This window comes from Brevibacillus reuszeri, from assembly GCF_002897295.1.
Taxonomy (GTDB): Bacteria; Bacillota; Bacilli; order Brevibacillales; family Brevibacillaceae; genus Brevibacillus; species Brevibacillus reuszeri_A.
Genome location: NZ_BEXF01000013.1, coordinates 102043 through 126209, shown reverse-complemented (window position 1 = coordinate 126209; position 24167 = coordinate 102043). Strand labels below are relative to the sequence as shown.

Annotated in this window: 30 protein-coding genes, 1 pseudogene and 1 other annotated feature; of the genes and pseudogenes, 7 read left to right on the top strand and 24 right to left on the bottom strand. The window is 48.6% G+C overall.

The window, feature by feature from the left end; genetic code table 11:
* Positions 1 to 15: 15 nt before the first annotated feature.
* The 5 genes from C3B52_RS20670 to C3B52_RS20650 form a co-directional block, all read right to left on the bottom strand.
* Positions 16 to 234, bottom strand: a complete 219-nt coding sequence (locus C3B52_RS20670; RefSeq protein ID WP_103108290.1) for a DUF2905 domain-containing protein — start codon at positions 232 to 234, stop codon at positions 16 to 18.
* Positions 231 to 1229 carry a Holliday junction branch migration DNA helicase RuvB gene (ruvB, locus tag C3B52_RS20665; RefSeq protein WP_103108289.1) on the bottom strand — a complete coding sequence of 333 codons (999 nt, stop codon included), beginning with the start codon at positions 1227 to 1229 and terminating at the stop codon, positions 231 to 233. The genes C3B52_RS20670 and ruvB overlap by 4 nt, the downstream gene beginning before the upstream one ends.
* Before the next feature lie 4 nt (positions 1230 to 1233).
* Positions 1234 to 1851 carry a Holliday junction branch migration protein RuvA gene (gene ruvA, locus C3B52_RS20660; RefSeq protein ID WP_103108288.1) on the bottom strand — a complete coding sequence of 206 codons (618 nt, stop codon included), beginning with the start codon at positions 1849 to 1851 and terminating at the stop codon, positions 1234 to 1236.
* On the bottom strand, positions 1848 to 2348 hold the full coding sequence (ruvC, locus tag C3B52_RS20655; RefSeq protein ID WP_103108287.1) for a crossover junction endodeoxyribonuclease RuvC: 501 nt from the start codon (positions 2346 to 2348) through the stop codon (positions 1848 to 1850). The genes ruvA and ruvC overlap by 4 nt, the downstream gene beginning before the upstream one ends.
* A gap of 155 nt (positions 2349 to 2503) precedes the next feature.
* Positions 2504 to 2695 carry a hypothetical protein gene (locus tag C3B52_RS20650; protein WP_103108286.1) on the bottom strand — a complete coding sequence of 64 codons (192 nt, stop codon included), beginning with the start codon at positions 2693 to 2695 and terminating at the stop codon, positions 2504 to 2506.
* A 29-nt stretch (positions 2696 to 2724) separates the two neighbouring features.
* On the opposite strand from C3B52_RS20650, the gene C3B52_RS37395 reads away from it, so the two are divergent.
* Both C3B52_RS37395 and C3B52_RS20645 read left to right on the top strand, forming a co-directional pair.
* Positions 2725 to 3060: a hypothetical protein gene (locus C3B52_RS37395; RefSeq protein ID WP_235615797.1), complete on the top strand. Its 336-nt coding sequence runs from the start codon at positions 2725 to 2727 to the stop codon at positions 3058 to 3060.
* Positions 3061 to 3062: 2 nt separating this feature from the next.
* A complete protein-coding gene (locus tag C3B52_RS20645; RefSeq protein WP_235615796.1) occupies positions 3063 to 3911 on the top strand; it encodes a hypothetical protein in 849 nt (282 codons plus the stop codon).
* A 23-nt stretch (positions 3912 to 3934) separates the two neighbouring features.
* Here C3B52_RS20645 and C3B52_RS37390 read toward each other — a convergent pair whose 3' ends face one another.
* On the bottom strand, positions 3935 to 4273 hold the full coding sequence (locus tag C3B52_RS37390; RefSeq protein ID WP_235615795.1) for a BofC C-terminal domain-containing protein: 339 nt from the start codon (positions 4271 to 4273) through the stop codon (positions 3935 to 3937).
* Positions 4274 to 4698: 425 nt separating this feature from the next.
* Here C3B52_RS37390 and C3B52_RS20635 point away from each other — a divergent pair, with 425 nt between their 5' ends.
* A complete protein-coding gene (locus tag C3B52_RS20635) occupies positions 4699 to 6687 on the top strand; it encodes a bifunctional 2',3'-cyclic-nucleotide 2'-phosphodiesterase/3'-nucleotidase (protein ID WP_103108285.1) in 1989 nt (662 codons plus the stop codon).
* 74 nt (positions 6688 to 6761) lie between these two features.
* Here the strand turns inward: C3B52_RS20635 and C3B52_RS20630 are convergent, their stop codons facing one another.
* Positions 6762 to 7790 (bottom strand): phosphotransferase, encoded by a 1029-nt coding sequence (locus C3B52_RS20630; RefSeq protein WP_103108330.1) that lies wholly within the window; start codon positions 7788 to 7790, stop codon positions 6762 to 6764.
* A 105-nt stretch (positions 7791 to 7895) separates the two neighbouring features.
* On the opposite strand from C3B52_RS20630, the gene C3B52_RS37385 reads away from it, so the two are divergent.
* On the top strand, positions 7896 to 8327 hold the full coding sequence (locus C3B52_RS37385; protein ID WP_235615804.1) for a hypothetical protein: 432 nt from the start codon (positions 7896 to 7898) through the stop codon (positions 8325 to 8327).
* Positions 8328 to 8340: 13 nt separating this feature from the next.
* The gene (locus C3B52_RS37380) at positions 8341 to 8484 is read left to right on the top strand and encodes a hypothetical protein (protein WP_235615803.1); all 144 of its coding nucleotides are present in this window, start codon (positions 8341 to 8343) and stop codon (positions 8482 to 8484) included.
* Between the two features lie 778 nt (positions 8485 to 9262).
* Here the strand turns inward: C3B52_RS37380 and C3B52_RS38220 are convergent.
* The 6 genes and pseudogenes from C3B52_RS38220 to C3B52_RS20600 form a co-directional block, all read right to left on the bottom strand.
* A pseudogene (locus tag C3B52_RS38220) lies at positions 9263 to 9316 on the bottom strand (LysM peptidoglycan-binding domain-containing protein); the annotation flags it as partial.
* 145 nt (positions 9317 to 9461) lie between these two features.
* Entirely contained in the window at positions 9462 to 10325 is an 864-nt protein-coding gene (gene pheA, locus C3B52_RS20620) for a prephenate dehydratase (RefSeq protein WP_103108283.1), read from the bottom strand.
* Positions 10326 to 10348: 23 nt separating this feature from the next.
* Positions 10349 to 11278, bottom strand: coding sequence for a homoserine kinase (gene thrB / locus C3B52_RS20615; RefSeq protein WP_103108282.1), 930 nt, complete (start codon positions 11276 to 11278; stop codon positions 10349 to 10351).
* Complete coding sequence (gene thrC / locus C3B52_RS20610) at positions 11275 to 12357, bottom strand: threonine synthase (RefSeq protein ID WP_103108281.1); 1083 nt, start codon at positions 12355 to 12357, stop codon at positions 11275 to 11277. Before thrC ends, thrB begins: the two co-directional genes overlap by 4 nt.
* Positions 12357 to 13658, bottom strand: a complete 1302-nt coding sequence (locus C3B52_RS20605; protein ID WP_103108280.1) for a homoserine dehydrogenase — start codon at positions 13656 to 13658, stop codon at positions 12357 to 12359. The genes thrC and C3B52_RS20605 overlap by 1 nt, the downstream gene beginning before the upstream one ends.
* Before the next feature lie 21 nt (positions 13659 to 13679).
* Positions 13680 to 14123, bottom strand: coding sequence for an ACT domain-containing protein (locus C3B52_RS20600; RefSeq protein ID WP_103108279.1), 444 nt, complete (start codon positions 14121 to 14123; stop codon positions 13680 to 13682).
* A 187-nt stretch (positions 14124 to 14310) separates the two neighbouring features.
* Between C3B52_RS20600 and C3B52_RS36545 the strand changes: the two genes are divergently transcribed.
* The gene (locus C3B52_RS36545; protein WP_164684841.1) at positions 14311 to 14463 is read left to right on the top strand and encodes a hypothetical protein; all 153 of its coding nucleotides are present in this window, start codon (positions 14311 to 14313) and stop codon (positions 14461 to 14463) included.
* Between the two features lie 63 nt (positions 14464 to 14526).
* On the opposite strand, the gene C3B52_RS20595 is transcribed toward C3B52_RS36545, so the two are convergent.
* From C3B52_RS20595 to C3B52_RS20555, 9 genes are all read right to left on the bottom strand, one after another.
* A complete protein-coding gene (locus C3B52_RS20595; RefSeq protein ID WP_103108278.1) occupies positions 14527 to 15705 on the bottom strand; it encodes an NAD(P)/FAD-dependent oxidoreductase in 1179 nt (392 codons plus the stop codon).
* A gap of 38 nt (positions 15706 to 15743) precedes the next feature.
* On the bottom strand, positions 15744 to 16193 hold the full coding sequence (locus C3B52_RS20590; RefSeq protein WP_049737924.1) for a DUF1641 domain-containing protein: 450 nt from the start codon (positions 16191 to 16193) through the stop codon (positions 15744 to 15746).
* Positions 16194 to 16469: 276 nt separating this feature from the next.
* Positions 16470 to 17147: a PilZ domain-containing protein gene (locus C3B52_RS20585; protein WP_235615794.1), complete on the bottom strand. Its 678-nt coding sequence runs from the start codon at positions 17145 to 17147 to the stop codon at positions 16470 to 16472.
* A complete protein-coding gene (gene obgE / locus C3B52_RS20580; protein ID WP_103108277.1) occupies positions 17147 to 18424 on the bottom strand; it encodes a GTPase ObgE in 1278 nt (425 codons plus the stop codon). The genes C3B52_RS20585 and obgE overlap by 1 nt, the downstream gene beginning before the upstream one ends.
* Before the next feature lie 18 nt (positions 18425 to 18442).
* Positions 18443 to 19024 (bottom strand): Spo0B C-terminal domain-containing protein, encoded by a 582-nt coding sequence (locus C3B52_RS20575; protein ID WP_049737922.1) that lies wholly within the window; start codon positions 19022 to 19024, stop codon positions 18443 to 18445.
* A gap of 108 nt (positions 19025 to 19132) precedes the next feature.
* Positions 19133 to 19426 carry a 50S ribosomal protein L27 gene (gene rpmA / locus C3B52_RS20570; protein WP_005832382.1) on the bottom strand — a complete coding sequence of 98 codons (294 nt, stop codon included), beginning with the start codon at positions 19424 to 19426 and terminating at the stop codon, positions 19133 to 19135.
* Between the two features lie 7 nt (positions 19427 to 19433).
* Positions 19434 to 19784 carry a ribosomal-processing cysteine protease Prp gene (locus C3B52_RS20565; protein WP_103108276.1) on the bottom strand — a complete coding sequence of 117 codons (351 nt, stop codon included), beginning with the start codon at positions 19782 to 19784 and terminating at the stop codon, positions 19434 to 19436.
* A 13-nt stretch (positions 19785 to 19797) separates the two neighbouring features.
* Entirely contained in the window at positions 19798 to 20109 is a 312-nt protein-coding gene (gene rplU, locus C3B52_RS20560; RefSeq protein WP_103108275.1) for a 50S ribosomal protein L21, read from the bottom strand.
* A gap of 10 nt (positions 20110 to 20119) precedes the next feature.
* Positions 20120 to 20197 (bottom strand) — a sequence feature (ribosomal protein L21 leader region).
* A gap of 52 nt (positions 20198 to 20249) precedes the next feature.
* Positions 20250 to 21752, bottom strand: a complete 1503-nt coding sequence (locus C3B52_RS20555; RefSeq protein ID WP_235615793.1) for an Rne/Rng family ribonuclease — start codon at positions 21750 to 21752, stop codon at positions 20250 to 20252.
* Between the two features lie 118 nt (positions 21753 to 21870).
* On the opposite strand from C3B52_RS20555, the gene C3B52_RS20550 reads away from it, so the two are divergent.
* Positions 21871 to 22416 (top strand): GNAT family N-acetyltransferase, encoded by a 546-nt coding sequence (locus C3B52_RS20550; RefSeq protein WP_201264921.1) that lies wholly within the window; start codon positions 21871 to 21873, stop codon positions 22414 to 22416.
* Here the strand turns inward: C3B52_RS20550 and C3B52_RS20545 are convergent.
* Positions 22413 to 23249 (bottom strand): M50 family metallopeptidase, encoded by an 837-nt coding sequence (locus tag C3B52_RS20545; protein ID WP_103108274.1) that lies wholly within the window; start codon positions 23247 to 23249, stop codon positions 22413 to 22415. The genes C3B52_RS20550 and C3B52_RS20545 overlap by 4 nt on opposite strands.
* Positions 23242 to 24021: a M23 family metallopeptidase gene (locus C3B52_RS20540; RefSeq protein WP_103108273.1), complete on the bottom strand. Its 780-nt coding sequence runs from the start codon at positions 24019 to 24021 to the stop codon at positions 23242 to 23244. The genes C3B52_RS20545 and C3B52_RS20540 overlap by 8 nt, the downstream gene beginning before the upstream one ends.
* Positions 24022 to 24167: the final 146 nt, after the last annotated feature.

The window sequence follows — 24167 nt, the reverse complement described above, 5'->3', positions numbered from 1 at the left end:
CTTTGATGGCTTATTCTATTTAAACAAACGGAACAAGTACATCCCGAGAGACAGGACAATACTAATTACAATACATGTCACAACAGGAAAGTAAAATTTGACGTTTTCCTTCTCGACCACAATATCTCCTGGCAAGCGACCAAGCGGCAAGAATCGCCCTCCTAGCTGCCACAGAATACCGATCACGATCAAAGCAGCTCCACCAAAAATAAGCAGCTTAGCTACTGGATTCAAGATTTCATCTCCCGCCCAAAGTGCTGGTACGCGCTAGGGGTAAGGACACGCCCCCGCGGCGTCCGCTGCATAAAGCCGATTTGCATGAGATAGGGTTCGCAAACATCTTCGACTGTTTGTGATTCTTCCCCGATGGTAGCAGCAATCGTGTCAAGCCCAACAGGCCCACCGTCAAATCGGTCGATAATTGCGAGCAGCAGCTTGTGATCAATATGATCAAGCCCGCATGTATCGACCTGCAATCGCTCCAGAGCTTCCTTTGCGATCTCGGTTGTGATGACACCCTCGCCTTTTACTTGGGCAAAATCCCGCACCCGCTTCAGCAGGCGATTCGCCACACGCGGGGTTCCACGTGAGCGTCGGGCAATCTCTTCTGCTCCGCCCTCACGAATGATAACCTGGAGTATGTCAGCCGCGCGGGACACGATAAAGGTCAGCTCTGGCACCGTATAAAACTCCAATCGATTCACTACGCCAAAACGGTCACGTAGCGGCGCGGAGAGCATACCTGCTCGCGTCGTTGCCCCAACGAGAGTAAACGGTGGCAAATCCAAGCGGACACTGCGTGCGCTCGGCCCTTTCCCGATGATAATATCCAGCGCAAAGTCCTCCATCGCCGGATACAATACCTCCTCGACACTTCTGTTGAGCCTGTGTATCTCATCGATAAAAAGGACGTCGCCTTCCTGCAGATTGGTCAGGATGGCTGCCAAATCACCAGGACGCTCAATCGCAGGCCCTGATGTCGTACGGATGTTTACACCGAGCTCATTTGCAATAATTTGCGACAGCGTTGTTTTTCCTAACCCAGGTGGACCATACAGCAGTACATGGTCCAGCGATTCTTTTCTCATTTTGGCTGCTTCGATAAAGATCTTCAGGTTTTCCTTTACGTGCTGCTGTCCAATATATTCATTTAAATAGCGAGGACGGAGGCTCAGCTCCGCCGCATCTTCTTCCCAATTCATATGCGTCGTGATGATCCGCTGATCCAAAACCCTACCCCCTCATGAGCAAAGCAAGCCCTTGTTTGATGAGCTTTTCCACTCCATCGCCCTCTTTTGATTTTTCCGCTAGGGCGTTTCTGATTTTTTGCAGCTCTCCATCTGAGTAGCCGAGTGCTGTCAGTGCATCAAGCGCTTCGTTCAAAGCAGAAACTGCCTGTTCACCGGCTGTCAAATTCCCAGCAGCTACCGTCAAAATAGCAGATGGTGTGTACCCTACCAATTTATCCTTCAAATCGAGAATGATGCGCTGTGCTGTCTTTTTCCCAATACCCGGAAACTTCGTTAAATACGTAACATTCTCCTGTTGAACAGCCATAACGAGCTGCTCTGGTGTCGCTGCTGCCAAAATAGCCAAGCCGCCTTTTGGACCGATTCCGCTTACATCGAGCAGCTTGCGGAACAAATCACGCTCGTCCCGGGAAGCAAAGCCGTATAGCAAAATCGCATCTTCGCGAACATGATGGTGCGTATAAAGCTTGGTCTTGCTGCCTTCGTAGCGGACGAACTGGTAAGGGTTCGGGCAAAAAAGTCGATAGCCGATGCCTCCCGTCTCCAGCACTATGTATTCTGAATCCAGATAGCACAACGTGCCTTCCACAAAATCAATCATTTTTGGACTCCTTCCGAAATGGAAATGTACGCCCGGAACTGTGCGTGCGTAATTGCAATTCCCAGCGCATCCGCCACATCGTCAGGCTTTGGTACTTCTTTTAACTTCAAGAGCATCCTGGTCATTTCCTGAATCTGCTTTTTCTCAGCGCCACCATAGCCCGTCACTGCTTGCTTGACCTGCATCGGCGTATACTCATGGATAGGCACACCAGCGAGTTCAGCCGCCAAAAGGATGACGCCTCTCGCTTGGCTTACTGTAAACGCCGTCGTCACGTTTTTATTGAAAAATAATTTTTCCACCGACATTTCATCGGGACGATATGTCTCCAAAAGACTCTGCATCGCTTCAAAAATCTGTTTGAGCCGCAGCGGCACCGGCAAGCCCGCTTCGGTCTGGATACTCCCATACTGGACAGGACGTAATTGGCTGCCCTGCTTATCCAAAATTCCGAATCCGACAATTGCAATGCCAGGATCGATTCCTAAAATACGCATAATTCACTCTCCGCTTGGCTACGATTCTACTCTCTACTGTAACACAAAGCGCCCAAAAAGCGAACGTGCATTTCCATGCAAAAAACATCAGTCCAAGAAAAAATAAATCAAACCCGCTCCCAAAAGAGGGAACGGGTTACACGGCGTCATCTCATTTAGTGTTTGTTCATCCCGAGTGATTCTGACACATCATGCTGCATATGGGCGTATTCATCAACGCCGCTCTGCATCTGCTCATTAATCATATTGATCTGGCGATAATTGAGCTTGTTGTGTCCCTGGTTCAATTGAACGTACAAACGCTGGTGGAACTGGTCTTTATAGCTACCCCTTGGCATCGAAGACATGCTAAAAGACTCCTCCTTATGATCGCCGTATGAAAACAGTATGGCAAAACAGCGAGATGCTTATGATACCAAGATTTGCTCCTCATTCCTCCTCTTTATTAGGCAAAAATAGAACGGTGGAGGTGTTTTTCTTGCGGCGTGCCTTACTTCTTTTATGCTGCTCCTGTATGATCCTAACCTTGTTGTCGTTTGCTCAGATCACCTATGCCAATTCAAAAGACGAAGTGAGGATATCCGTTTCCGTGTCGCCTGCCTCCCTATTTATTTCTACACTCACCTTTCACGACAAGCACTTTGCAACGCAGCTTCTGACGCGAAATCAGTTCCGGCAACACCTCAGCCACATTGGCAGCGAGCAATTCTGACGGTGAACAAGCGCATCTTTTTATACGATCACGATGGACACCTGTTTGATAAAGAAAAACCTAAACAGTATTTGGTAGACACAAAAGTGAAAAAGCGGCTCGATGAGTTAGTCATGTCTGTGGAAAAGGTCCATTATGGACAAGCAGTGCCTTGGGAGCAAGTAAAAAAGTCTTTCGCACGGATGGATTACGGCACCGTCATTGATATGGAGACAGGCGAAAAATTTGAAGTCCAGCGCAGGGCAGGCAGTCGTCATGCTGATGTACAACCGTTGACCCGTGAAGATACCATGATTATGAAAAGTATTTACCAGGGAAAATGGAGCTGGAAAAGGCGGGCGATCCTCGTCGAAGTAGATGGACTTTACTATGCTGCATCCATGCATGGCATGCCACATGGGGCGGGTGCCATTCGAGGAAATGATTTTCCGGGACATTTTTGTATTCACTTTTTTGGCAGCTCAACCCATCGGCGCACAGAACCTGACCCAAGTCACAGCCTCATGATCCTCAAAGCGTCTGGTGACTTGCCCAGCACAATTAGCGGGGCACTGCCGGAAGAGCTAATCGAGTATTTTCTCACGGCCTGGCATGAGCACGATGAGCATACGATGCGGATGACTACTGATGGGTTTAATCTGCCTTCCAAGCTGCAGGAAATTGTATCCATTAAAAAATCGGAGGTCATGATCCCATCTGACGAACGAGGTCCTTTTTTGGTGGAGGTACCTGTTCAACTCGATACTTTCACTAAAAATAGTGGCGATCAAAAAGAACGCTGGAAATTCACCCTTCGGCGCTCCTCTCCCGGCGAACGTTGGCGTATTACGGCGATTGAAATGAAAGAATAAAGGCTGCCCTTCATCGGGGCAGCCTAGTAATCGTCATTTAATTGAAATTCGCCATATGTGGATAAGATACTGTTATATTCAGCCAGGTCTCGAACGCGAATACCGCGCTTCAGGTTCTCCACTTCCTCTTTGGAAAGACTCGCTTCCATTTTGGCTGTATTAATTCGATAAAAGGTTTGGACGACCTCCTGCTCTGCCGGCACGCCGTGAAATAGGGTCAGCATGCCGTCAGCTGATATACCGAAATGACCGTTTTCCTTGCAGCGTGGAGAGATATCCTGCTCGCGTTTCATTAATATCATTTTTGCTGAGTCGGCTGATACGATTTCCCAGCCCTTGTAATCGACCATAGTTTCTGCCAAGTGACTAAGACTTGTCGGCCTATGCTCCTCATCCCTTACACCGCACAGATATGTCCAGGTGAGAACAAGCTTATAAGGCTTTCCGACGGCGTCTACAGACCTATTCGATACCGTGGTAAACAACTGCCGCAGCCCTCCTGGATCCTTTCCGCTATCTGCTAGAAAGAAACCCGCCACAAGGCCTGTCAGGAGGGCTATTGTCCACGAAGCATACACCATCCACTTTCTATTTCTTTCCATATTACAATGAACCCCTTCTCTGTCTTTTTTCCTATTCTCGCCAGTAAAGAAGGGGGCCATACCCTGCTCTCTCAAGATTCGTAATTTACGACATATTTCAAGGGACTATCTACCAATTATACAATTCTAGTGATAAACTTATTTTGCATGGCATTATTGTTAAACTTATGGAGGTTATGCAAAACATGACAAAGAAAAACAAGCAAATGCTGACTGCGTTTTTACTCAGCAGCTCTTTGGTTGTTAGCGCCATCTCTTTTCCACTTACTCCTGTAAGCGCTGCAGCCAGCTCCACTCTTAAGCTCCGCCTCTTGGAAACTACCGACATCCACACTAACATCGTCAACTATGACTACTATCAAGACAAGTCTACTGACGAATTCGGTCTTGCTAAAACGGCTACTCTCATCAAAAAAGCACGTGAGGAAGCAAAAAACAGCATCCTGATCGACAACGGTGACCTGCTCCAGGGTAACCCACTTGGTGATTATGTTGCCAAAATCGATCCTTTGAAGGACGGGGAAACTCACCCAGTATACAAAGCGATGAACCTCTTGAATTATGACGTCGGCAATATCGGAAATCATGAATTCAACTTTGGTTTGGAGCATCTGGACCGCAGCCTCAAAGGAGCTAAATTCCCGTATATTAACTCCAACGTCTATGTTGATGACAAAGACAACAACCCGAACAACGACAAAAACCTGTTCACCCCTTACCAAATTCTCGAGCGTAAATTCAAGGACGAGAGCGGCAAGGAAGTAACCCTAAAGGTTGGCGTGATCGGTTTTGTTCCTCCACAAATCATGCAGTGGGACAAAGCGAATCTGGAAGGCAAAGTCATTACAAAAGATATCGTGGAAACCGCTAAAAAGTTCATCCCTGAGATGAAGCAAAAAGGCGCGGACCTCATCATCGCTGTACCTCACTCTGGTCTCGGCCCTGTTGAAAACGCTGCCAATCTGGAAAATGCTAGCTATCAGTTGAGCAAAATTGACGGGATTGACGCTATTCTGTTCGGTCACTCCCACCTCGTATTCCCAGGTCCTGGCTTTGAAAACATCCCTGGTGTTGATAGCGAAAAAGGAACCATCAATGGCAAGCCAGCTGTCATGCCTGGCTACTGGGGTAACAACCTCGGTGTGATTGACCTCACGCTGACACAAGAAAACGGAAAATGGAAAGTAGCTGAATCTACTACCAAAGCTGTTCCAATCTACGATAAAGCAAATAAAGCTTCCCTCGCTGACGCAGACAAATCCATTCTTGATGCTGTGAAGGAAGATCATGATCACACCGTCGAGTGGGTACGCTCTGCAGTAGGAAAAACAGCTTCGCCAATCTTCAGCTACTTTGCACTGGTTCAGGATGATCCATCCATCCAAATCGTGACCAATGCACAAAAATGGTTCGTAGAAAAAAATATCAAAGGTACCGAATATGATGGAATCCCTGTTCTCTCTGCAGGTGCACCATTCAAAGCAGGCGGACGTAACGGCGCAAGCTACTACACCAACATTCCTGCAGGTACAATCGCAATCAAAAACGTTTCTGACCTGTACATCTATCCAAACACACTGAAAGCAGTATTGATCAACGGTACTACTTTGCAGGAGTGGCTGGAGCGCTCCGCTGGTCAATTCAATCAAATCGATGTGAAAAAATCAGAAGAGCAGCTGCTTGTGAACGAGGCGTTCCCTACGTACAACTTTGACGTGATTGACGGTGTTACCTATCAAATCGACGTTACCCAGCCGTCCAAATACGCGATTGACGGCACAGTAGCTAACAAAGATGCAAACCGCATCAAAAACCTGTCCTTCAACGGTAAGCCTGTAAAAGCAGAAGATAAATTCATCGTAGTAACGAACAACTACCGTGCAAGCGGTGGCGGCTCCTTCCCAGGACTGGATGGCACAAATATCGTCATCGACTCCCCAGACGAAAACCGCCAAGTTGTTATCGACTACATCCTCAGCCAAAAAGATATCAATCCAGCTGCGGACAACAACTGGTCATTTACTCCAGTGAAGGAAAAAGTAAATGTAACGTTTACTTCTTCACCAGATGCAAAACCATTCGCTGAAAAAATGTCCAACATGAAATTCATCAATGTACTGGAAAATGGCTTTGCGAAGTTCCAAATCGACCTGTCCAAGCCAGCTTCCAAGTAAGCCCTACGAAAAAACATCCCTCGAAAAAAAATGAGGGATGTTTCTCTTTTTGCGCTGTATGAAAGATCCTTGCTTCATCCCACAAAGTGGTAATGACCCCATGGCGAACGTTGAAAAATTCGTTCACCTGCATTTAAAAAGCTTTGTCGGTTTTGATGCAGTTTGCCCTCCATTTGTAGCAGCTGCATCACTCCTCTTGCGTGATAGCCGGGGCGATTGCTGTATAGACCGGTGACTTCACGCAAGAAATTGTCGGGATAACGGAGCAGCTGATGCACAGCCCATATTTGCGTATCGCTCAAGTAGTTGATTTTGCTGTAAGCCTCCATCGCCTCCACGAATGAATCCATGCGATAGTCTTGCATCAACAGCATTCGCGACATCAACTGAACGAGATCTACCAGCTGCAGGTCATGACCCACTGTGTCCAGATCGATTAAGTAGCAGCTCCCTTTTTGTGTGATCAGGAAATTATGACTTGCTACATCCCGATGAGCCAAGGTTCCCCGCTCCATAGCCGCAAACAATTCCGGTGTAAGCGGCAGCTTGTAGGCAGACTGGAGAATTTCTTGCCCATCGCGGATCACCGGTTCTGACATTTGCTGAATAATCTGTTCCAGCTTGTTTTGCGGACCATTTTGCTCGATAGACCACGTAAGCCTCTCGAAATACTCTAACCGACTCTCCCATTTGTCCAATAAAGCCAGTTTGCCTTCATAAGCATATGATTGTACGACAGGAAAGCCCTGTGCAGCCACATGAAAGCGTGCCAGAGTCTCGGCAGTTTTTTTCACATCAAACAACGAGCCGTTATCGGCTTCCTGACCGTCAATCATTTTCATGATCGTGTAATAGCGATCCTCATACGGAAAAATTTTCGCTCCTGCAACATCCGAAACATAATGAACCGTGTGCATAAATCCTTTTTGTCGAAGCGCATCCGCAAGCTCGGTTACCCAAACTGCCTTTTCCAGCTGTTTATATCCTTTGATGATCCAATGGCCCCGGTCCGTCTTCAGCAGATTCACATTTCGCTTTGGTTTTACCCCGTGAATCTGACAGCGAAACGCTTTTTCAAGTGAAGATATGAGTCCCTTGTTCATACCCGTCCCTTTCAATAAGCAGAGGATTCATCATGTCCATCTCCCCAATTCGGCCATACCCCTTTTTCAGGCATGGAGGACACACACGGGGAAGGTGGAAACATCATGTTGTTGCGAAATGGCTGCGGACCTCTGCTAGTCTTGTATTTTCTAACGGATTCTTCCGGAGAACAATCGCATGACGATGAAGATGACGACTCTACGCGCTCTGGGCAAATCGGTCTTTTTATACGATGTCGTTTCAGTGGCATTGGCATTGGCGGGCATGGCATCGGCATTGGTGGGCATGGCATTGGCATCGGCATCGGCGGAAACGGCATTGATGGTGGGAATGGTGGCGGAAATGGTGGTGGAAATGGCAATGGTGGTGGAAATGGCATTGGCGGTGGAAATGGTGGTGGAAATGGCAACATGGGCGCTATTCCAGGTGGCGGCATGAATTCCGGTGATACCATTGGTGCGCTTGGAAACGAAGGCCTCCTCAACGGCGCAGTACCTGGCGGGCACGGAGTTGGTCGAGTTGGTCGAGTCTTTTGAGATGGACTCACCTGTGGCGGTGAGTAAGTTGGGCGTACCTGTGGCGGTGAATAGGTTGGGCGTACCTGTGGCTGATTGCATGGCGGGCATGGACGTGGCTGCGATGGTGGCTTCAAAGGTGGCATTGGGAACGGGCGTATCTGTTGTGGTGGTGTAGTTTGCTGCCACGGAAGTACTTGCTGCGGTGGCTGCATTGGTGGCATAGGACGCACTTGTGGCGGTGGCTGGACCTGCTGCCATGGTAGCACCTGACTAGGTGGTCTTGTCGGCTGGATTTGCGGCTGGCATGGCGGACAATACACAGCTGGTGGCCGCATTGGTTGCAAGGGACTTATTTGTGTCGGTGGCATCGGTGGTACATTCGGTATGTTGGGTGGCATTGGCTGTTGATAAATATAAGGACTCACCCGAGTAGGTGGAATTGGTGGCAACGCCGGTGGCATCGGTTGCAACGCTGGTGGCATTGGTGGTAAAATCGGTTGTTGACGAAGGTTGACATTCGGTGGAACATACGGCGCTGTTGGTAGTGGTGCAATCGGTCTTGTTGGTTGAGGCAATGGAACAAGCGGTGGTAGAGATTCTGGTGAGACGGTTGGCGCAGGTTTAACAGGTTCCGGCTCTTTTGGTGGCGCAGTCGGTGGTGCAGTTGGTGGTGCAGTTGGCGGTGGTGGTGGAGTGGTTGGTGGTAGTGCCGGACGCATCTCATGCTCGGATTCAATCTGCACTTCTTCTTCCTCTGGTTCAATCGGCCTACGTTCAATTTGCTCTGGCACTTCTGGACCTTCCTCTTCCGTAATCGGCCGCTCTTTTACATAAGGGGCCTCACTCATGGGGTGAGGTGTTTGTCTGTCTTGAGGTCGTACAGGTACACGTTTCGCCGGAATTTTGATTCTCGCTCCTGGATAGATTGTATCGGGAGTTTTGATTTGGCTATTCAGGCGTAACAGTTCCTTGTAATCGACGCCGTATTTTTTGGCGATCTTCCACATGGTGTCGCCTTTTTGGACTACGTGAATCCTCACTATTTCTCCTCCCTTGCGTAAAACTCCCTACCATGTTATGCACCCATGGGCGTTTTGCTCCTTGGAGGCTATTCCTTGTTAGAAGGCGGAGGAAAAAGAAAAAAGCCAATCCTTAGGAATTGGCTTGTAGCAGGTAAAATGGATAAGTGCCGAGCTGGCGCACCTGACAGCCGATCGCTTCAATCTCTGCAAAAGCGCCCGGAAGCAGCACGTCATCCATTTTTTGCTCGATATCAATTACGAAATAATAACTTCCCAATGCTTTCTTGGTTGGACGAGATTCAATCCTCGACAGGTTAATTTTTCGCCATGCAAAAGCAGCCAATACTTGATAGAGCGCTCCAGGAAAATCTTCTGGCAATGTCACCAAGATCGTTGTTTTTTCTTTTTGGGATGCAGGCATATCCAAAGGCTCCCGCCCTACCAGAACAAATCGCGTATAGTTATTCGAATAATCTTGAATTTGTTCCTTCGCGAATTCCAGTGGATAAATCTCTACATTCAGTCTCGTCCCAACCGCTGCCCATGGTTCCTGCGGGTTCTCACTCACCATCTGCGCTGCCAAGGCAGTACTGTTTACATACTCAATCGCAGCGTTCGGCACGTTTTCTCGAAGAAAATTGTGACTTTGGGCAATAGCTTGCGGGTGAGACAGCACTCTCGTGATTTCTGAAAAAGGGAGTGGCTCTTCTCTTTTTGCAACCAGCAGATTTTGTGTGATCGGTAAAGCCAGCTCAGCCAAAATCGGCAGTTCAACTTCATGAATAAGCCAGTCTAGTGTTGAATTGACCGTTCCCTCGATTGAGTTCTCCATTGGAACGACTCCAAAAGTCACTTCATCCTTGGCAACAGCATTTAGCACTTCGATAATACTCGGATACGGCACGTGTGTAAGCTTTTGTCCTACGGTTAAAGCGCGAGCCGCTTCTTCGGTAAAGGTTCCTCGGGGACCGAGAAAAGCGAGTTTCTTTTCCATGGCGTTACTCCTATCCACTTACTCTATCTCTGATGGATTTCTACCTGTACGCCATGTTCGTCCGGCAGTAGTATCATGACGCGGTACGATATGTCGTGCCCTTTCATCACCCTGTCCACAAACTCACGAAGTCTCGCCTGTTCTTCCTCCGTTTGGAAAAAACAGAGAATCGTCGGTCCTGCTCCGCTCAGAGCGGCACCGGCTGCCCCGTGCTGCGTAGCTTGGTCCAGGATGTCTTTTAAGCCAGGTACAAGCTCGGCGCGATATGGTTGATGCAGTCGATCCGCCATCGCTTGTCCCATCAGGTCGAGTCTGCCCTGCGCTAACGCGGCAACGAGCAAACTGCTATGACCAACATTATATACAACATCCTGCTTACTGTACACCTGCGGCAGTACTTTCCGCGCTTTTTCTGTCGATAGGGGGAACTCGGGGATCACAACAAGTGTCTGCAAGCCTTGTGGAACCGGAAGCTTGACATACGGGACGGCGGCACCTTCCTGATCGGGCATGGTTGCAACTATGATTCCTCCGAACATGGATGCGCCGACATTATCCGGATGACCTTCCATTTGGGATGCTTTGGCAAACAATTGATCACGCGTAAAAGGTTCCCCAGCCAATTGGTTCGCAGCGACCAAAGCCCCCACAATTGCAGCAGCACTGCTTCCGAGGCCACGTGTCAGTGGTGCGTCACTTGCGGCGCGGATAAAGAGCTCAGGTACGCTCAGCCCCGCTTCCTCAAATAACCCTACTGCAACCTGATAGAGAAGATTGCTTTTATCAGCTGGTGTCCCTTGAAGCTCCTTACCTACTAGCTCAATCGTCGTCTCATCACTGATGGCCATCTCCACGACCGAATATAGCTGAAACGCCATTCCCAAGGCATCGAACCCAGGACCAAGGTTGGCTGTACTGGCTGGGATGGTTACCTTAACGACGCTATTATTCATGACGATACTTCGCTCCCTTTTTGGCGAACCAGATCCATTACTGCTTCATGCGTCGCTGGAACAGAACGTGGCTCCTCGCCAACCAGACTCAAGGCGATATTCGGATCCTTCAATCCATTTCCGGTCAATACGCATGCGATCTTCGCGCCTTGTGGAAGCTTACCTGCCTGATGGAGCTTGATGATTCCCGCCAAAGACGCAGCCGAAGCCGGTTCGCAGAATACACCCTCGCTCTTAGCCAGCAGCTGATACGCATGCAAAATTTCTTCATCCGTCACGCTATCCACGAGACCAGCTGATTCACTGATAGCTCCGAGCGCTCCCTCTTTGCTCGCAGGATTGCCGATGCGAATGGCTGTAGCAATGGTTTCTGGATTCGCTACTGGTTCGCCAAGTACGAGCGGAGCTGCACCCGCTGCCTGGAATCCATACATTTTTGGCAGCTTGCTCGATTTTCCAGCAGCCTTGTACTCCTTGAAGCCTTTCCAATACGCTGTGATGTTGCCAGCATTTCCGACAGGTATAGCTAAAATGTCTGGTGCATCGGACAAGGCATCGCATACTTCGAACGCTCCTGTCTTTTGTCCTTCAATCCGGTATGGATTTACAGAGTTTACGAGCGTGATTGGTTCTTTGGCCGTTATTTCCCGAACAATATGAAGTGCTTCATCAAAATTGCCCTCGATGGCGATGACCTCTGCCCCGTACGCAATCGCTTGTGCCAGTTTTCCCAATGCGATGTTTCCGCTTGGTATCAAAACGATGCATCGCAAGCCGCAACGAGCTGCATAGGCAGCTGCAGCCGCTGATGTATTCCCAGTCGACGCGCACATGATGGTTGTGCTGCCTTCCTCTACTGCTTTGGCTACAGCCATGACCATTCCACGGTCTTTAAACGAGCCTGTCGGATTCAAGCCTTCGTATTTTACGTACAACTCAACGTCCAATTGCTTGGACAGGTTCGGTGCATGAATCAGTGGGGTGTTACCTTCATGCAAGCTAACGAGTGGTGTTTTGTCTGTGACCGGGAGGAATTCCCGGTAACGTGCGATGATGCCGGAATTACGATCTGCACTCATTATTTGTCTCCACCTTCCACGCGATAGCAGCTTTTGATTTTCGATACGATATCCATTTGTTCCATGTACGCTAATACGCCGTCCATATCGCTCTTCGAGGACATGTGTGTCACCATGATAATCTCGGCTTCTCCGCCGTTATTGTACGGCTGCTGAATGACTTGCTCCAGCGAGATGTTTTTGTCAGCCAAAAGCTGTGTAATCTGGGCGAGCACGCCTCGTTTGTCTGCAACGACGATGCGCAGGAAGTACTTGGATAGCTTCTCGCTGTCTTCCTTAAGAATTTTCTCTTTGTAAGGTGCCACCATGCCGCGCCCGTTTACTCCGAGCTTTCTGTTTTTCACAACGGTAACCAAGTCAGAAACAACAGCCGTTGCTGTCGGCAATTCACCTGCACCCGGACCGTAGAACATGGTTTCTCCTACCGCCTCGCCATGTACATAGACAGCGTTGAAAACGCCATTTACAGAAGCGAGCGGATGCGCTTTAGGAACTAGGGTTGGCTGTACACTTACTTCAATTGCTTCTCCATCACGACGAGCAAGACCAAGCAGCTTTACTTCATAGCCCAATTGCTTGCCGTAAGCGATATCTTCCTTGCTTACTTGACTGATTCCTTTGACATCGACATCTTCCAGCTTCATTGGTACTCTGAAGCCCAAGGTAGCCAAAATGGCCATTTTGCGAGCAGCGTCAAAACCCTCAACATCAGATGTCGGGTTCGCTTCGGCGTAACCCAATGCTTGCGCCTCTTTTAATACCTCTGCGTATTCTGCACCTTCCTGACTCATTTTGGTCAGAATATAGTTAGTTGTCCCGTTTACGATTCCCATCATTTTCGTAATCCGATCAGAAGAAAAGCCTTCGACCAGCGCCCGAAGGATCGGAATGCCGCCCGCCACGCTTGCTTCATAGAACACGTCACAGCCTTTTTCTTGCGCCTTGTTCAAAATTTCGGCACCATGCAAGGCCATCAAATCTTTATTTGCCGTTACAACGTGCTTGCCACGCTCCAACGCTTCAAGGATGTACTCCTTGGCTGGGTTGATTCCGCCAATGACTTCTACGATGACTTCGATTTCAGGGTCATGCAATAGCTCTGTTGGATCGGTTGTCACCAAGCTGTCTACGGACAAAATATTGCGGGACTTTTCAGCATCCTGCACGAGGATTTTTGTAACTTCAATTCCGAGTCCGGTCTGTTTTTGCAAATCCTCTTGGTGCGCCGAAATGATTCGCACAACACCTGTACCTACTGTCCCAAACCCCATCAAGCCTAGCTTAATTTTTTGCTTTTCCATTGTCTCTCTCCTCCTACCCTTCTAGCCTCTGCCGACGATCATCGCTTTGCGAACGCCAGGTATTTGTTGTAAGCTTTCCAAAAATTCCGTGCTGGACACACGCAGTTGTGCCATATCAACAGACATGGAAATCGTCGCAATCCCCTGCAACGGAATGGTCTGGTTAATCGTAAGTACGTTTCCACCCTGATCTGCTACAAAGGTTAGTACCTTGGACAGATACCCTGATGTATGCTCCAGTAAAAAAGTAATCGTCATGATTTTTTCACTCATCATGGCGTTAAAAGGGTAAATTCCATCCTTGTACTTGTAAAAAGCACTCCGGCTCAACCCTACACGATCAACAGCTTCGTTGACTGTATCTACTTCACCAGACTCCAGCATTTTTTTCGCTTCAATCGTCTTAGCAATCGATTCAGGCAGAATGTCAGCTCGAATCAAGTAAAATTTTTCTTCCCGTTTCACCCGTAGTGTCCTCCTGAGAAAAACAGTTGTTTCTTCATAGAGGACATTATAACGGATTACCCCCCCTATGACAATCCTTACTGCTAACTTTTTTCACAGAATCGTATTCAGTTCACCTCTGCTTACATGAGGGGGCTGCCCTTCGTACAGACTAGAGATGATCGCGAGCAAGAGGAGGTGACAGACAATGGCAGGACGTGGAAAATCAGATAAGTCGGAGCGCCGCAACAATCATCCGGCAGGAAAACCAAGCAGTCTTGATCAATTTGGAGACAATACAAAGGGTAAAAAAATGGCCCAATCTCCTAACATCATCGAGGACCCTAGCGGCAACGGATAAATTCCGCACATACAGCAAAAAACCCGGGAGCGTGTAAGCCCCGGGTTTTCATGTGGGTATGGATTAGTATGCCAACGAAGACAATCCGTTGATGTGAGCCAAGTAACGTACATTACTTGCTTCTTTCATCAAGGAAGCTGGCAAGCCTTTCAGCTTGATCTGGCTAGCACCGATTGTACCGATCGCATCTTTGCGACCCAGGCTGCCCAGAGTTCCAGAGAATACTGGCGTAAAGCTGTTCATTTTTGTGCCTTTGAAGTGTGCGAACAGGTTGTAACCAACCAATTCGCCCATTTGCCATGCCAATTGAGCAGTTGGTGGGAATGGACGACCTTCTGGACCCATTACTACCGCACTGTCACCCGCCAGGAATACATCAGGGTGGGAAGTGGATTGCAGGAATTCAGTTACGGTAGCACGGCCGCGGTTTACTTCGATACCGGACTCAGCTACTACATGATTTCCTTGAACGCCACCTGTCCAAACCATTGTTTTGGTTTCGATAGTACCGCCGTCTTTCAGGCATACTGTGGTTTCTTTCATTTCGGTTACAGGTACACCTGTCAGGAACTGCACACCGCGTTTTTCAAGGCTCGTTTTTGCACGCTCAACTAGCTCAGGAGCAAAGCCCGCCAGGATGGAAGGACCTGCTTCTACGCAATAAATGGAAACGTCTGCAAAATCAACACCATGCTTGTGGCACAGTCCTGGCAGCATGTCAGCGAATTCACCAACGAGCTCGATACCAGTCAAACCGCCGCCACCAACCACGAAGGTTGCGTCTGCTTTGTTTTTGCTTTTTCCGTATTCGATAACGCGCTCTTCGAGGTGAGCACGCAGCTTGTTCGCTTCTTCTACGGATTTCAGTGTGAAGCTGTATTCCTGCAAGCCAGGGATTCCAAAGAATGCCGTTTCGCTACCCAAAGCTACAACTAGTGCATCGTACTTGATGGATTCGCCGCTGGCCAGTGTAACACGCTGGGAATCTAGTCCGATTTTTTCTACGCTATCAACTACGAGGTCGATATCTTTGCCACGCAGCAGTCTGTCCAAAGGCAGTGCCACGTTTTGCTCCGAAAGGTTTCCTACTGCCAAACGGTGCAGCTCAGTGATGATTTGGTGAGAAGGAAAACGGTTTACTACTGTGATGGATGCTTCTTCAGCTGTCATATATTTGCGTGCAGTCAATGCGGAGAGCAATCCGCCATAACCGCCGCCTAGAATCAGAATATGCTTCGCCATGCCCAATCCTCCGTCCTTGTCTTTCAATGGTAATTGATTTAGCGCTTTTCTTGTTGACGTTCAGCCAAAACTTCCAGGAATGCTTGAGCGAAACGCAATGTTTTTTGTACTTGCGGATCCTTCAGCATTTTGAGCATACCAAACAAGCCAACGGTGGATGCTTCTACATGGGCACGGTCATTCGCCTCGATAGCGGCTTGCGCGATGCCCTTAGCTTTGTCGGAAATCGGTTTCACGAACTCTTCCATTCCGCCTTTGAGGTCGTCGATCAGCACTTTGTCTGTCGCTACCGTTTGCACCAAATCATACGTTTTGGTCAGGATTGTTGTCATCTCAGCGAGTTTTGGCAAATTTGCCACCAATACTGTAAGCGACTCTTGAATTTCCGGTTTCATCAACTGATCGAGCACATCCAATTGTTGCTCGGGTGCCAATGTAGCAGTGCTTGCTACTTCAGCAGCAGCTTGTTGCGTAGTTGTTTGAGACATAGGAAAACGTCCTCCTTTGCTTTGAAATAGAGGCCTTTTATTCTCGATGCCTGTTCATACGAGTAAGGCCGCCATTCTCCCAATTCAGCTTGTTTGTTATATTTTTCACAAAGTGAAGTATGCATTATATCGAAATATTCAAGTAGTGCATGATTTCACAAACAAATATAGGAAAACGATACTTCAAGTGTGGTGCTGAACAGGCTCGATTTAGAACTCTATGTACTCTACTATATACCTTCTTACGAGGAACAGCAAAGGAAAAAAACCGCTTCATTAGGAAGAAGCGGCAGTAACGAGCTTTTTATAGTAATCTTTGATGATTTGATGATGCTTTTCGTTAATATCCGTGAATATCAATTCAATGACTGTCTGTGTATCCTGAAAGTTCTTTTCCACCACTTTCGCCATGCCGACAATTTCCTGATTGAAGGAAGGAACGGTAAACGACAAGTGGAGAAATTCCCCTTTGGATACATAACCATCCGTCGCGAGTACAAGACGCGTAGGAGAAAGCTTGAGCAGGAGGGCTTGGCCCTTTTCTTCGATCGGTCTTGCTCCCATCACTTTGTAAGGAACAGAAATGACGTTATCAGGTGGAAGCACATCTTGCTTGCCTTTGAGCGATATTTCTACCCCGACACTGATCGGGACCATCGCGAGGAGCCTAATTGGCCATACGGTCTGTTCTGAAACCACTTCCAAATCAATGGTATTGACCGCCGCATCCGTTTCCCATCGAACACGAACTGTCGATCCTAGCAGATCCGGTATCGCTTCAGACTTCATCTCATGAGAAACAACGAGATAGCCGCCCTTAACATGTTCGATCATTACTTGAATCGGGGTTTTTACCTGTTTAGAGATGAGCATCTGCAAAACAGCGCCACGTTGGAGCCGTTTATCCGCCATAAATGGGGTGAGGGATGGGATATCAATCATTGTCTTTGTCATCACTCCACGAAATCAAACTCTAGTTTACCAATCCGAACGGTATCTCCGTCTTTCGCTCCATGCTTGCGCAATGCCTCGTCCACACCCATGCCACGCATTTGACGAGCAAAGCGCTGAGCAGAGTCATAGCTGTTCAGGTTAGTCATGCGCACCAGTTTTTCGATCTTCTCACCACTGACAACAAACACTTCATTGTCCTTTGTGATTTCAAATCCATCTGGTTCTTTTTCTGCGCGGAAGACCACGCGTTCTTCCACTTCCACAACTTCCTCAACGGTTGTTTTTTCCGGGATGGTCGCCAGCAAATCACCTATTGCATACATCAATTCCTGCACACCCTGTCTGGTCGCAGAGGAAATCTCGTATACTTGTACATCCGGCAATTTTTCTTTGAAGCGCTGCAGGTTTTCCGCAGCTTCGGGCAGATCCATCTTGTTTGCTACCACGATCTGTGGGCGATCCTCCAGCTTGAGGTTGTACAGGACCAGCTCACGATTGATTTGCAAATAATCCTCATACGGATCACGACCGTCAACTCCTGCCATATCGATGACATGCACGATCAGACGGGTACGCTCTACATGGCGCAGGAATTGATGCCCCAGACCTACCCCTTCATGGGCACCCTCGATCAGTCCAGGCAAGTCCGCCATAACAAAGCTGTTCTCCCCCAAATCAACCACACCCAGATTAGGGGTCAGCGTTGTAAAATGGTACGCCGCAATCTTCGGTTTGGCGGCGGTCACACTGGACAACAGCGTCGATTTCCCTACACTCGGGTAACCAACAAGACCTACATCGGCAATCAGCTTGAGCTCCATCATGATGTACCGCTCTTGTCCAGGTTCACCGTTTTCCGAAATGTGAGGAGCGGGATTGGATGCATTAGCAAAACGAATATTTCCTCGTCCACCACGGCCGCCTTTGGAAATCACCGCACTTTGACCATGCTCTATCAGATCCGCAATCACTTCTTTAGTATCATCGTCAATAACGGTTGTTCCCGGAGGCACACGAACATACATGTCTTCTGCTCCGGCACCGTGCTGGGATTTGTTGCGCCCATGCTCCCCGCGAGGTGCTTTGAAGTGCTTTTGATAGCGGAAATCTACCAACGTCCGCAAGCCTTCATCTACGACAAAAATAACATCTCCACCGCGTCCACCGTCACCACCCGCTGGACCTCCAAGCGGCACGTACTTTTCCCGGCGAAAAGAGACGGCTCCGTTTCCTCCGTCCCCACCTTTTACATAAATTTTTACCTGATCGACAAACATGGTGTCACCTTCTTTCCTTTACGCGAATGGAACCACCAAATCTAGGACCCATTCTTTCTCCGTATGTATCCACTCGGTGACCTCCACCGTACTTTGTTCGCTTTTACGTATCAGTTTTTCCAATTCTTCCAATCCGGATGCACAAAGCCCTCCGGCCAGGTCAAAACGAAAATGAACGCCACTCTCGCCAGTAGATAAAGTTACTTGCATGTTCGCAGGCTCGTACCCGCTTTGGTCTACGTGATCGTTCGCTGTGCATAATATCTCTGACACTAACTGAAACAAATGCTTTTCGTCCAAAGCTATTCGCGTGAGATCCACATGGTTGCACACGTCTACTTCTAAAAGCATGTCCTTGTTCAGTGCATTAAATGTCAAGAAGAAGACGGACAATAGGGAGCTATTCAGACGAGCCACCATGGACTCCTGCATGGCCATCTGTGCGATGCGTTTTAAATGTGCTTCTCCCTGTTCAGTACGGTTCAAATGCAAATAGCCGAGCAGAACCTGAACGTGGTTCAACCAGTCATGCCGCTGCCTGTTCAAAACATCCAGCAGCTGGTCAGTCTGCTGTGTAAACAGTCTCCGCTCGTACCCCATCTCATTCACCCAAGTCGATAAGAATTTCTTTCCTACCTATTGTATCACAAAAAAAAGCAGGCAAAAAGAAAACCCAGCTAAGTAGCTGGGTTTTTTCTTTCCAGATATTTATGCTTCGGAAGCTACTGGCTCGATCACAACTTGCTTGCGATCACGGCCCAGACGTTTGAAACGAACAACGCCGTCTGCAGTTGCAAACAGAGTATCGTCTCCGCCTTTCATTACGTTAGCTCCTGGATAAATCTTTGTTCCGCGTTGGCGAACGAGGATGTTACCAGCAGTAACGAATTGACCATCACCACGCTTCACACCCAGACGTTTGGAAATGGAGTCGCGACCGTTCTTTGTGGAACCTACCCCTTTTTTCGAAGCGAAAAACTGAAGGTCCAAATTAAACAGCATATTCATATCAGACACCTCCTTGCCATTTATCATCTTTCACTTTTACGTATTTACCGTACTGCGCCTCAACCGACAAAAGAGCAATAATCATGCTCTCCGCCAAAAGCTGCTGTTTCTCTAGTATGGCCTCATCCTCCGAAGAAGAAAGATTCCATTTCAAGAATCCACCGCCTTCTTGTGCGACAGAGACATCAGGAGTGATGCCCGTCAAAGGTCCAATGGCGTTTAATATACCAAAGCTGATGCCAGATACGGCAGAACAAACGATGTCCGCCCCATAGGCACCCGCATTGGCATGTCCGGAAATACTAATTTCATGGATCCCGTGCGAGGCACGGTTCACGATCACTTCAATCATAACAAGTCACCAATTAAGCGTTGATCTTTTCGATCACTACTTTAGTGAATGGTTGACGGTGACCTTGCTTGCGACGGTAGTTTTTCTTGGATTTGTATTTGTACACGATAATTTTTGCAGCTTTACCGTGTTTTTCTACTTTCCCAGTTACCGTTGCACCAGCTACAGTAGGAGTACCTGCTGTAACTGAACCGTCTTTGCTCACGAGAAGAACCTTGTCAAAAGTAACTACTTCACCTTCAACGTCAGCCAATTTCTCGATGAAGAGAACTGCTCCCTCTTCAACTTTGTATTGCTTTCCACCGGTTTCGATAATTGCGTACACTGTGTGCACCTCCTATACTCAGACTCGCCTACACAGGTGCGTCAAAGGATGACGGCTTATGACCTGGTTCGTGCGGTTACAGTATGCACGAGGCATAGCTGCATGACAACCATTAGATTATCATAGTATCAATCGCCCAGTCAAGACATTTGCTTATGCTTTTCATAAAGGCGCTCCGCTTCTTTTTCACTGCCGACGTACATAATCCGATATTCATCTGGTTTTAGCAATGGCTCGTGCAGCTTGTATATGCCAGTGCTCCAATCGCTTCCGTCTTGCTCCCGCTGCCCTGCTGTGATCCGCTGATACAAACGGGTCGGCAATTGCACCAGCAGCGCCTCTGCTTCCTGTCCGCGTTTCAGAGCTGTCACTTCATTTTGCAGCCTCAGATACATTTCCTCAATCGACTGTACACGACCGTGACCCCCGCAGGCAGCACACGGCTCCGTCATTCGTTCTACGAGACTAGGCCGAACCCTTTTGCGCGTCATCTCTACCAAACCTAGAGCCGTCATGCCAAGCACTGTCGACGGAACATCGTCACGTGCGAGCTCACGCTTTAACACAGCTAAGAGTCGCTCCTTGTTTGCATGCTCCTTCATATCAATGAAATCGATCAAAATGATTCCTCCGATATCTCGAAGTCGCAGTTGATAGGCTATTTCTTCCGCAGCCTCCAGATTCGTCGCGGTGACTGCTTGCTCTCGCTGCTGCCCGCCTCCGCCAGTGAATGAGCCCGTATTTACATCAATGACAGTCATGGCTTCTGTTCTGTCGATAACCAGATGTCCGCCGCTTTTCAAAAAGACTTGGCGTTGCAGCGCGCGCTCTACACCTGCCTCGACGCCAAGCTGCTCAAATAACGGCTGCTTCCCCTGATGCCAGTGCACTGCTTGCAGCCGATCGGAAGCAAAAACAGTCATAACCGCTTTGACCTGCTGATACGTCGGCGCGTGCTCAACAATCACCTCATCGAAGCCACGCGAAGAAAAATCCTGCACGATTTTTTCCAGCCATTCTCCCGAGCGACTCACACGCCCCGGTCCTTTCATTCCAGCGGCTTGCTGCAAAATCTCTTGCCAGTTTTTTCGCAAGTAAGTAAGCTCATCAATCAGCTGTTGCTGGCTTGCTTCTGCCGCCTCTGTCCGAGCAATAATGCCCTCGCCTTTTTCGAGCAACGGTGCTAGAGTCTGCTCAAGGCTTTGGCGCTTTTCTTTGTCGCCGATTTTACGAGAAACAGAAATTCCCTCTTCTTTTGGCAGAAAGACCAGAAATCGGCCCTGCAGGCTAACTCGCATCGAGAGCTTGGGTGCTTTCAGCTCAGATCCTTCTTTACTCACCTGCACTAAAATTGTTTCTCCGACGTGAATTCGCTCATTGATCGCTTGCTTTTGCGCTTGCATCCCGTCTCTTGGCAGCGCGTCATCGACATACAGGTACGCGTTTTTTTCAGCTCCAATATCCACAAAGGCGGACTGAATTCCTGGCTTAACATCCGCAACGCGTCCGACAAAAAGCTCGCCTGCAACGACTTCTGAGCCCTCATGCGCTGTACGCCACTCCCTCAGCCGACCTCCCTCCAGAAAGGCAGCGCGCACCTTTCCTCCCGTACCACTGATTGCAATCTGTCTCACTACTGTCACTCCCTATACTCCCGTACAAAAATTTGCCCGACAAAAAGGACTATCGGACTCATAGGATGTAATCTAACATAGGCACCTGGAAAAGAAAAGACGAAGCATAACATGAGGAGTGATTGCGATGATACAAGCAGGGGAATTACTGATTCGCGAGCTGCGGCAAGAGGATGCTACCTATCTGGTCAAGTGGTTGTCCGATGAGCGAGTGTTGCAGTACTATGAAGGACGTGATCGCCCCCACGATGACGCTCTCGTACAGAAGCATTTTTATCATGACGATGCTATTACACCTTGTCTGATCCTGTTTGGTGCAAAACCAATTGGCTACGTGCAGTACTATGCGCTAGATTCTGACTACAAAACCAAGTACGGCTACGACGAAGCGGCTAACATCTATGGCATGGATCAGTTCATCGGTGAGCCCGATTACTGGAACCGCGGAATTGGGACTTCGCTCGTGCAAGCAATGCTTGAATTTCTCGCAAACGTGATTGGCGTGCAAAAGGTCGTCATGGATCCACAGGCATGGAACGAGCGTGCACTACGCTGCTACGAAAAATGCGGCTTTGTCAAAATAAAACAGCTTCCTCAGCACGAATGGCATGAAGGAAGCATGCGGGATTGCTGGTTGATGGAATGGAACCCCTCCACTGGCACACGTCTTTAGAGTAGAGTTTCGACCTTTGCATCATGCTTCTGTTCAAAAAGCAGCGCGTGTAAAAGCTTTTCCTCGGGCAACAAGCCCGCACCCTGAACGTAAAATAAGTGCGAGGACCCTCTGTGCAGCTTATGAGCGACTGTCAATACAGTTTCATGAGGGGCAACAGTCAGTGCTTGTACAGCATGCTCATTAGGCTCTCGCACATACTTTTCCATCAAAAACCGGAAAAACTGATATGGAAAGCGCAAAAACGTTTGAATATTTACCGCGAGCAAATATACACCGATGACGAGCAGGTTCACCCTCATATCCAGCCCCGAAAAGCCAACCATAATCCCGGCAAGCAGGGTACTACTCGTCAATGAGAGAAGCGCAGCTTTTCGGTAAGGCAATAACCAGCAAAAAATCGCTTGCAGAATGCGCCCTCCATCCAGGGGCCAAATTGGCAGCAAATTAAACAAGGCGATCGTGGCATTGCTGACCAGAAAAAAGCGCGCCCACTCCTCAGTCCACAGCTCCCCGTACCAAAATAAATAGGAAACACCCATCATCACGACATTTAAAAACGGCCCTGCCAGCGCCACGACAATCTCATCAAGCGGATCCGTTGCATAAGCGTCTTCCATAGTAGCGACACCGCCAAACGGCAGGAGCTGTACTTCCGTCACGGTCCAGCCCAATTCCCTCGCCATTGCCACATGACCGATTTCATGAATCAGCACGATTGCAAATAAAGTAATGACCTCTAAAAAATGGCCTGTCACTACGGACAGGCCGATCACCGCCCAAAAGAGCAAGTGTACCCGAACTTTTATCCCAAGCCATCCTCCCCTATTCAAAGGGGATCACTTCCAGAGGATTCACAAACTGTTCGTCCGCTTTGACTCCCAGGTACAAGTGCCTGGAGGTATTGTTCACAGAACGTGCCGTACCCAGTTCTTGGCCTGGCTGCAGAACCTCGTCTTTGGTTACCTTGACTTCATCCAAATTGCCGAACCAGACCTCGCGCCCCTCCGTCAAGCGGACAACAACAGTGGTACCAAAGCCTGGCTGCTCCCCGACAAAAGCTACCCATCCCATTTCGCCGATGGTCACTTTATCTGTCATTCCCGTATCCAGAACGACTTTGGCACTCTTCGCTTCAAACGCTTTGACTACCTTCCAGCTGGTCGGCAGCTTCCAGACGGCTTCTTTTTTGCCTGTACCCGCAGCCGGTACTGCATTTGGTCCTGTTATCGAAGGCAATAGTGTAGGCATCGTACCAAATTTGGCTTCATACCAGTCTGCCACACCTGCAAAATTAAAATCACGCGTCATCACTTCGCGCGCCTGTTTTTTCCATGTAGCCGGAATCAATGTCGTTTGAAACAATAGATACGCCATTCCGATCAAAATCACAGATGCCAGTATTTGCAAGCCCCATTTTTCATGAGAAGGCCGCTGGTTCATCGAATCGTCATCTCGAAGCGGAAAGCCAAAGGGGTCTGGTGTTGGCTCGATAGGATCTTTCCAATCATCTACAAAGGGTGAAAAACTGTCACGTGACTGCGTACGGATTCGTTCCAATCTCTCCCGCCGTCTTTCTTTTACCCGATCTACTTCACCGAACATGTAACATCCCTCCGCAGGCCAAGCTTTGTACTATCCTATGACTTGTCTACCTGCTTTATGACGTCCCTTACGTACTTGCGCATGATTCCCTGCGGACAACGTATAATGCGCAAATACGCAAAAAAGACAGTCTCTCCATTGAGAGA

What these genes read in the sequence shown, in the direction of transcription:
- C3B52_RS37385 (WP_235615804.1), top strand. Translation starts at nt 7,896, where the DNA reads ATGTTGTTGCGAAATGGCTGCGGACCTCTGCTAGTCTTGTATTTTCTA.
- rpmA (WP_005832382.1), bottom strand. Translation starts at nt 19,426, where the DNA reads ATGCTGTTTAATTTGGACCTTCAGTTTTTCGCTTCGAAAAAAGGGGTA.
- C3B52_RS37395 (WP_235615797.1), top strand. Translation starts at nt 2,725, where the DNA reads ATGAAAACAGTATGGCAAAACAGCGAGATGCTTATGATACCAAGATTT.
- C3B52_RS20540 (WP_103108273.1), bottom strand. Translation starts at nt 24,021, where the DNA reads ATGTTCGGTGAAGTAGATCGGGTAAAAGAAAGACGGCGGGAGAGATTG.
- C3B52_RS20650 (WP_103108286.1), bottom strand. Translation starts at nt 2,695, where the DNA reads ATGTCTTCGATGCCAAGGGGTAGCTATAAAGACCAGTTCCACCAGCGT.
- obgE (WP_103108277.1), bottom strand. Translation starts at nt 18,424, where the DNA reads ATGTTTGTCGATCAGGTAAAAATTTATGTAAAAGGTGGGGACGGAGGA.
- C3B52_RS20630 (WP_103108330.1), bottom strand. Translation starts at nt 7,790, where the DNA reads ATGAACAAGGGACTCATATCTTCACTTGAAAAAGCGTTTCGCTGTCAG.
- C3B52_RS20595 (WP_103108278.1), bottom strand. Translation starts at nt 15,705, where the DNA reads ATGGCGAAGCATATTCTGATTCTAGGCGGCGGTTATGGCGGATTGCTC.
- C3B52_RS20575 (WP_049737922.1), bottom strand. Translation starts at nt 19,024, where the DNA reads ATGGGGTACGAGCGGAGACTGTTTACACAGCAGACTGACCAGCTGCTG.
- pheA (WP_103108283.1), bottom strand. Translation starts at nt 10,325, where the DNA reads ATGGAAAAGAAACTCGCTTTTCTCGGTCCCCGAGGAACCTTTACCGAA.
- thrC (WP_103108281.1), bottom strand. Translation starts at nt 12,357, where the DNA reads ATGAGTGCAGATCGTAATTCCGGCATCATCGCACGTTACCGGGAATTC.
- ruvA (WP_103108288.1), bottom strand. Translation starts at nt 1,851, where the DNA reads ATGATTGATTTTGTGGAAGGCACGTTGTGCTATCTGGATTCAGAATAC.
- C3B52_RS20635 (WP_103108285.1), top strand. Translation starts at nt 4,699, where the DNA reads ATGACAAAGAAAAACAAGCAAATGCTGACTGCGTTTTTACTCAGCAGC.
- C3B52_RS20585 (WP_235615794.1), bottom strand. Translation starts at nt 17,147, where the DNA reads ATGACAAAGACAATGATTGATATCCCATCCCTCACCCCATTTATGGCG.
- thrB (WP_103108282.1), bottom strand. Translation starts at nt 11,278, where the DNA reads ATGAATAATAGCGTCGTTAAGGTAACCATCCCAGCCAGTACAGCCAAC.
- C3B52_RS36545 (WP_164684841.1), top strand. Translation starts at nt 14,311, where the DNA reads ATGGCAGGACGTGGAAAATCAGATAAGTCGGAGCGCCGCAACAATCAT.
- C3B52_RS20590 (WP_049737924.1), bottom strand. Translation starts at nt 16,193, where the DNA reads ATGTCTCAAACAACTACGCAACAAGCTGCTGCTGAAGTAGCAAGCACT.
- ruvC (WP_103108287.1), bottom strand. Translation starts at nt 2,348, where the DNA reads ATGCGTATTTTAGGAATCGATCCTGGCATTGCAATTGTCGGATTCGGA.
- C3B52_RS20565 (WP_103108276.1), bottom strand. Translation starts at nt 19,784, where the DNA reads ATGATTGAAGTGATCGTGAACCGTGCCTCGCACGGGATCCATGAAATT.
- C3B52_RS20550 (WP_201264921.1), top strand. Translation starts at nt 21,871, where the DNA reads ATGATACAAGCAGGGGAATTACTGATTCGCGAGCTGCGGCAAGAGGAT.
- C3B52_RS20605 (WP_103108280.1), bottom strand. Translation starts at nt 13,658, where the DNA reads ATGGAAAAGCAAAAAATTAAGCTAGGCTTGATGGGGTTTGGGACAGTA.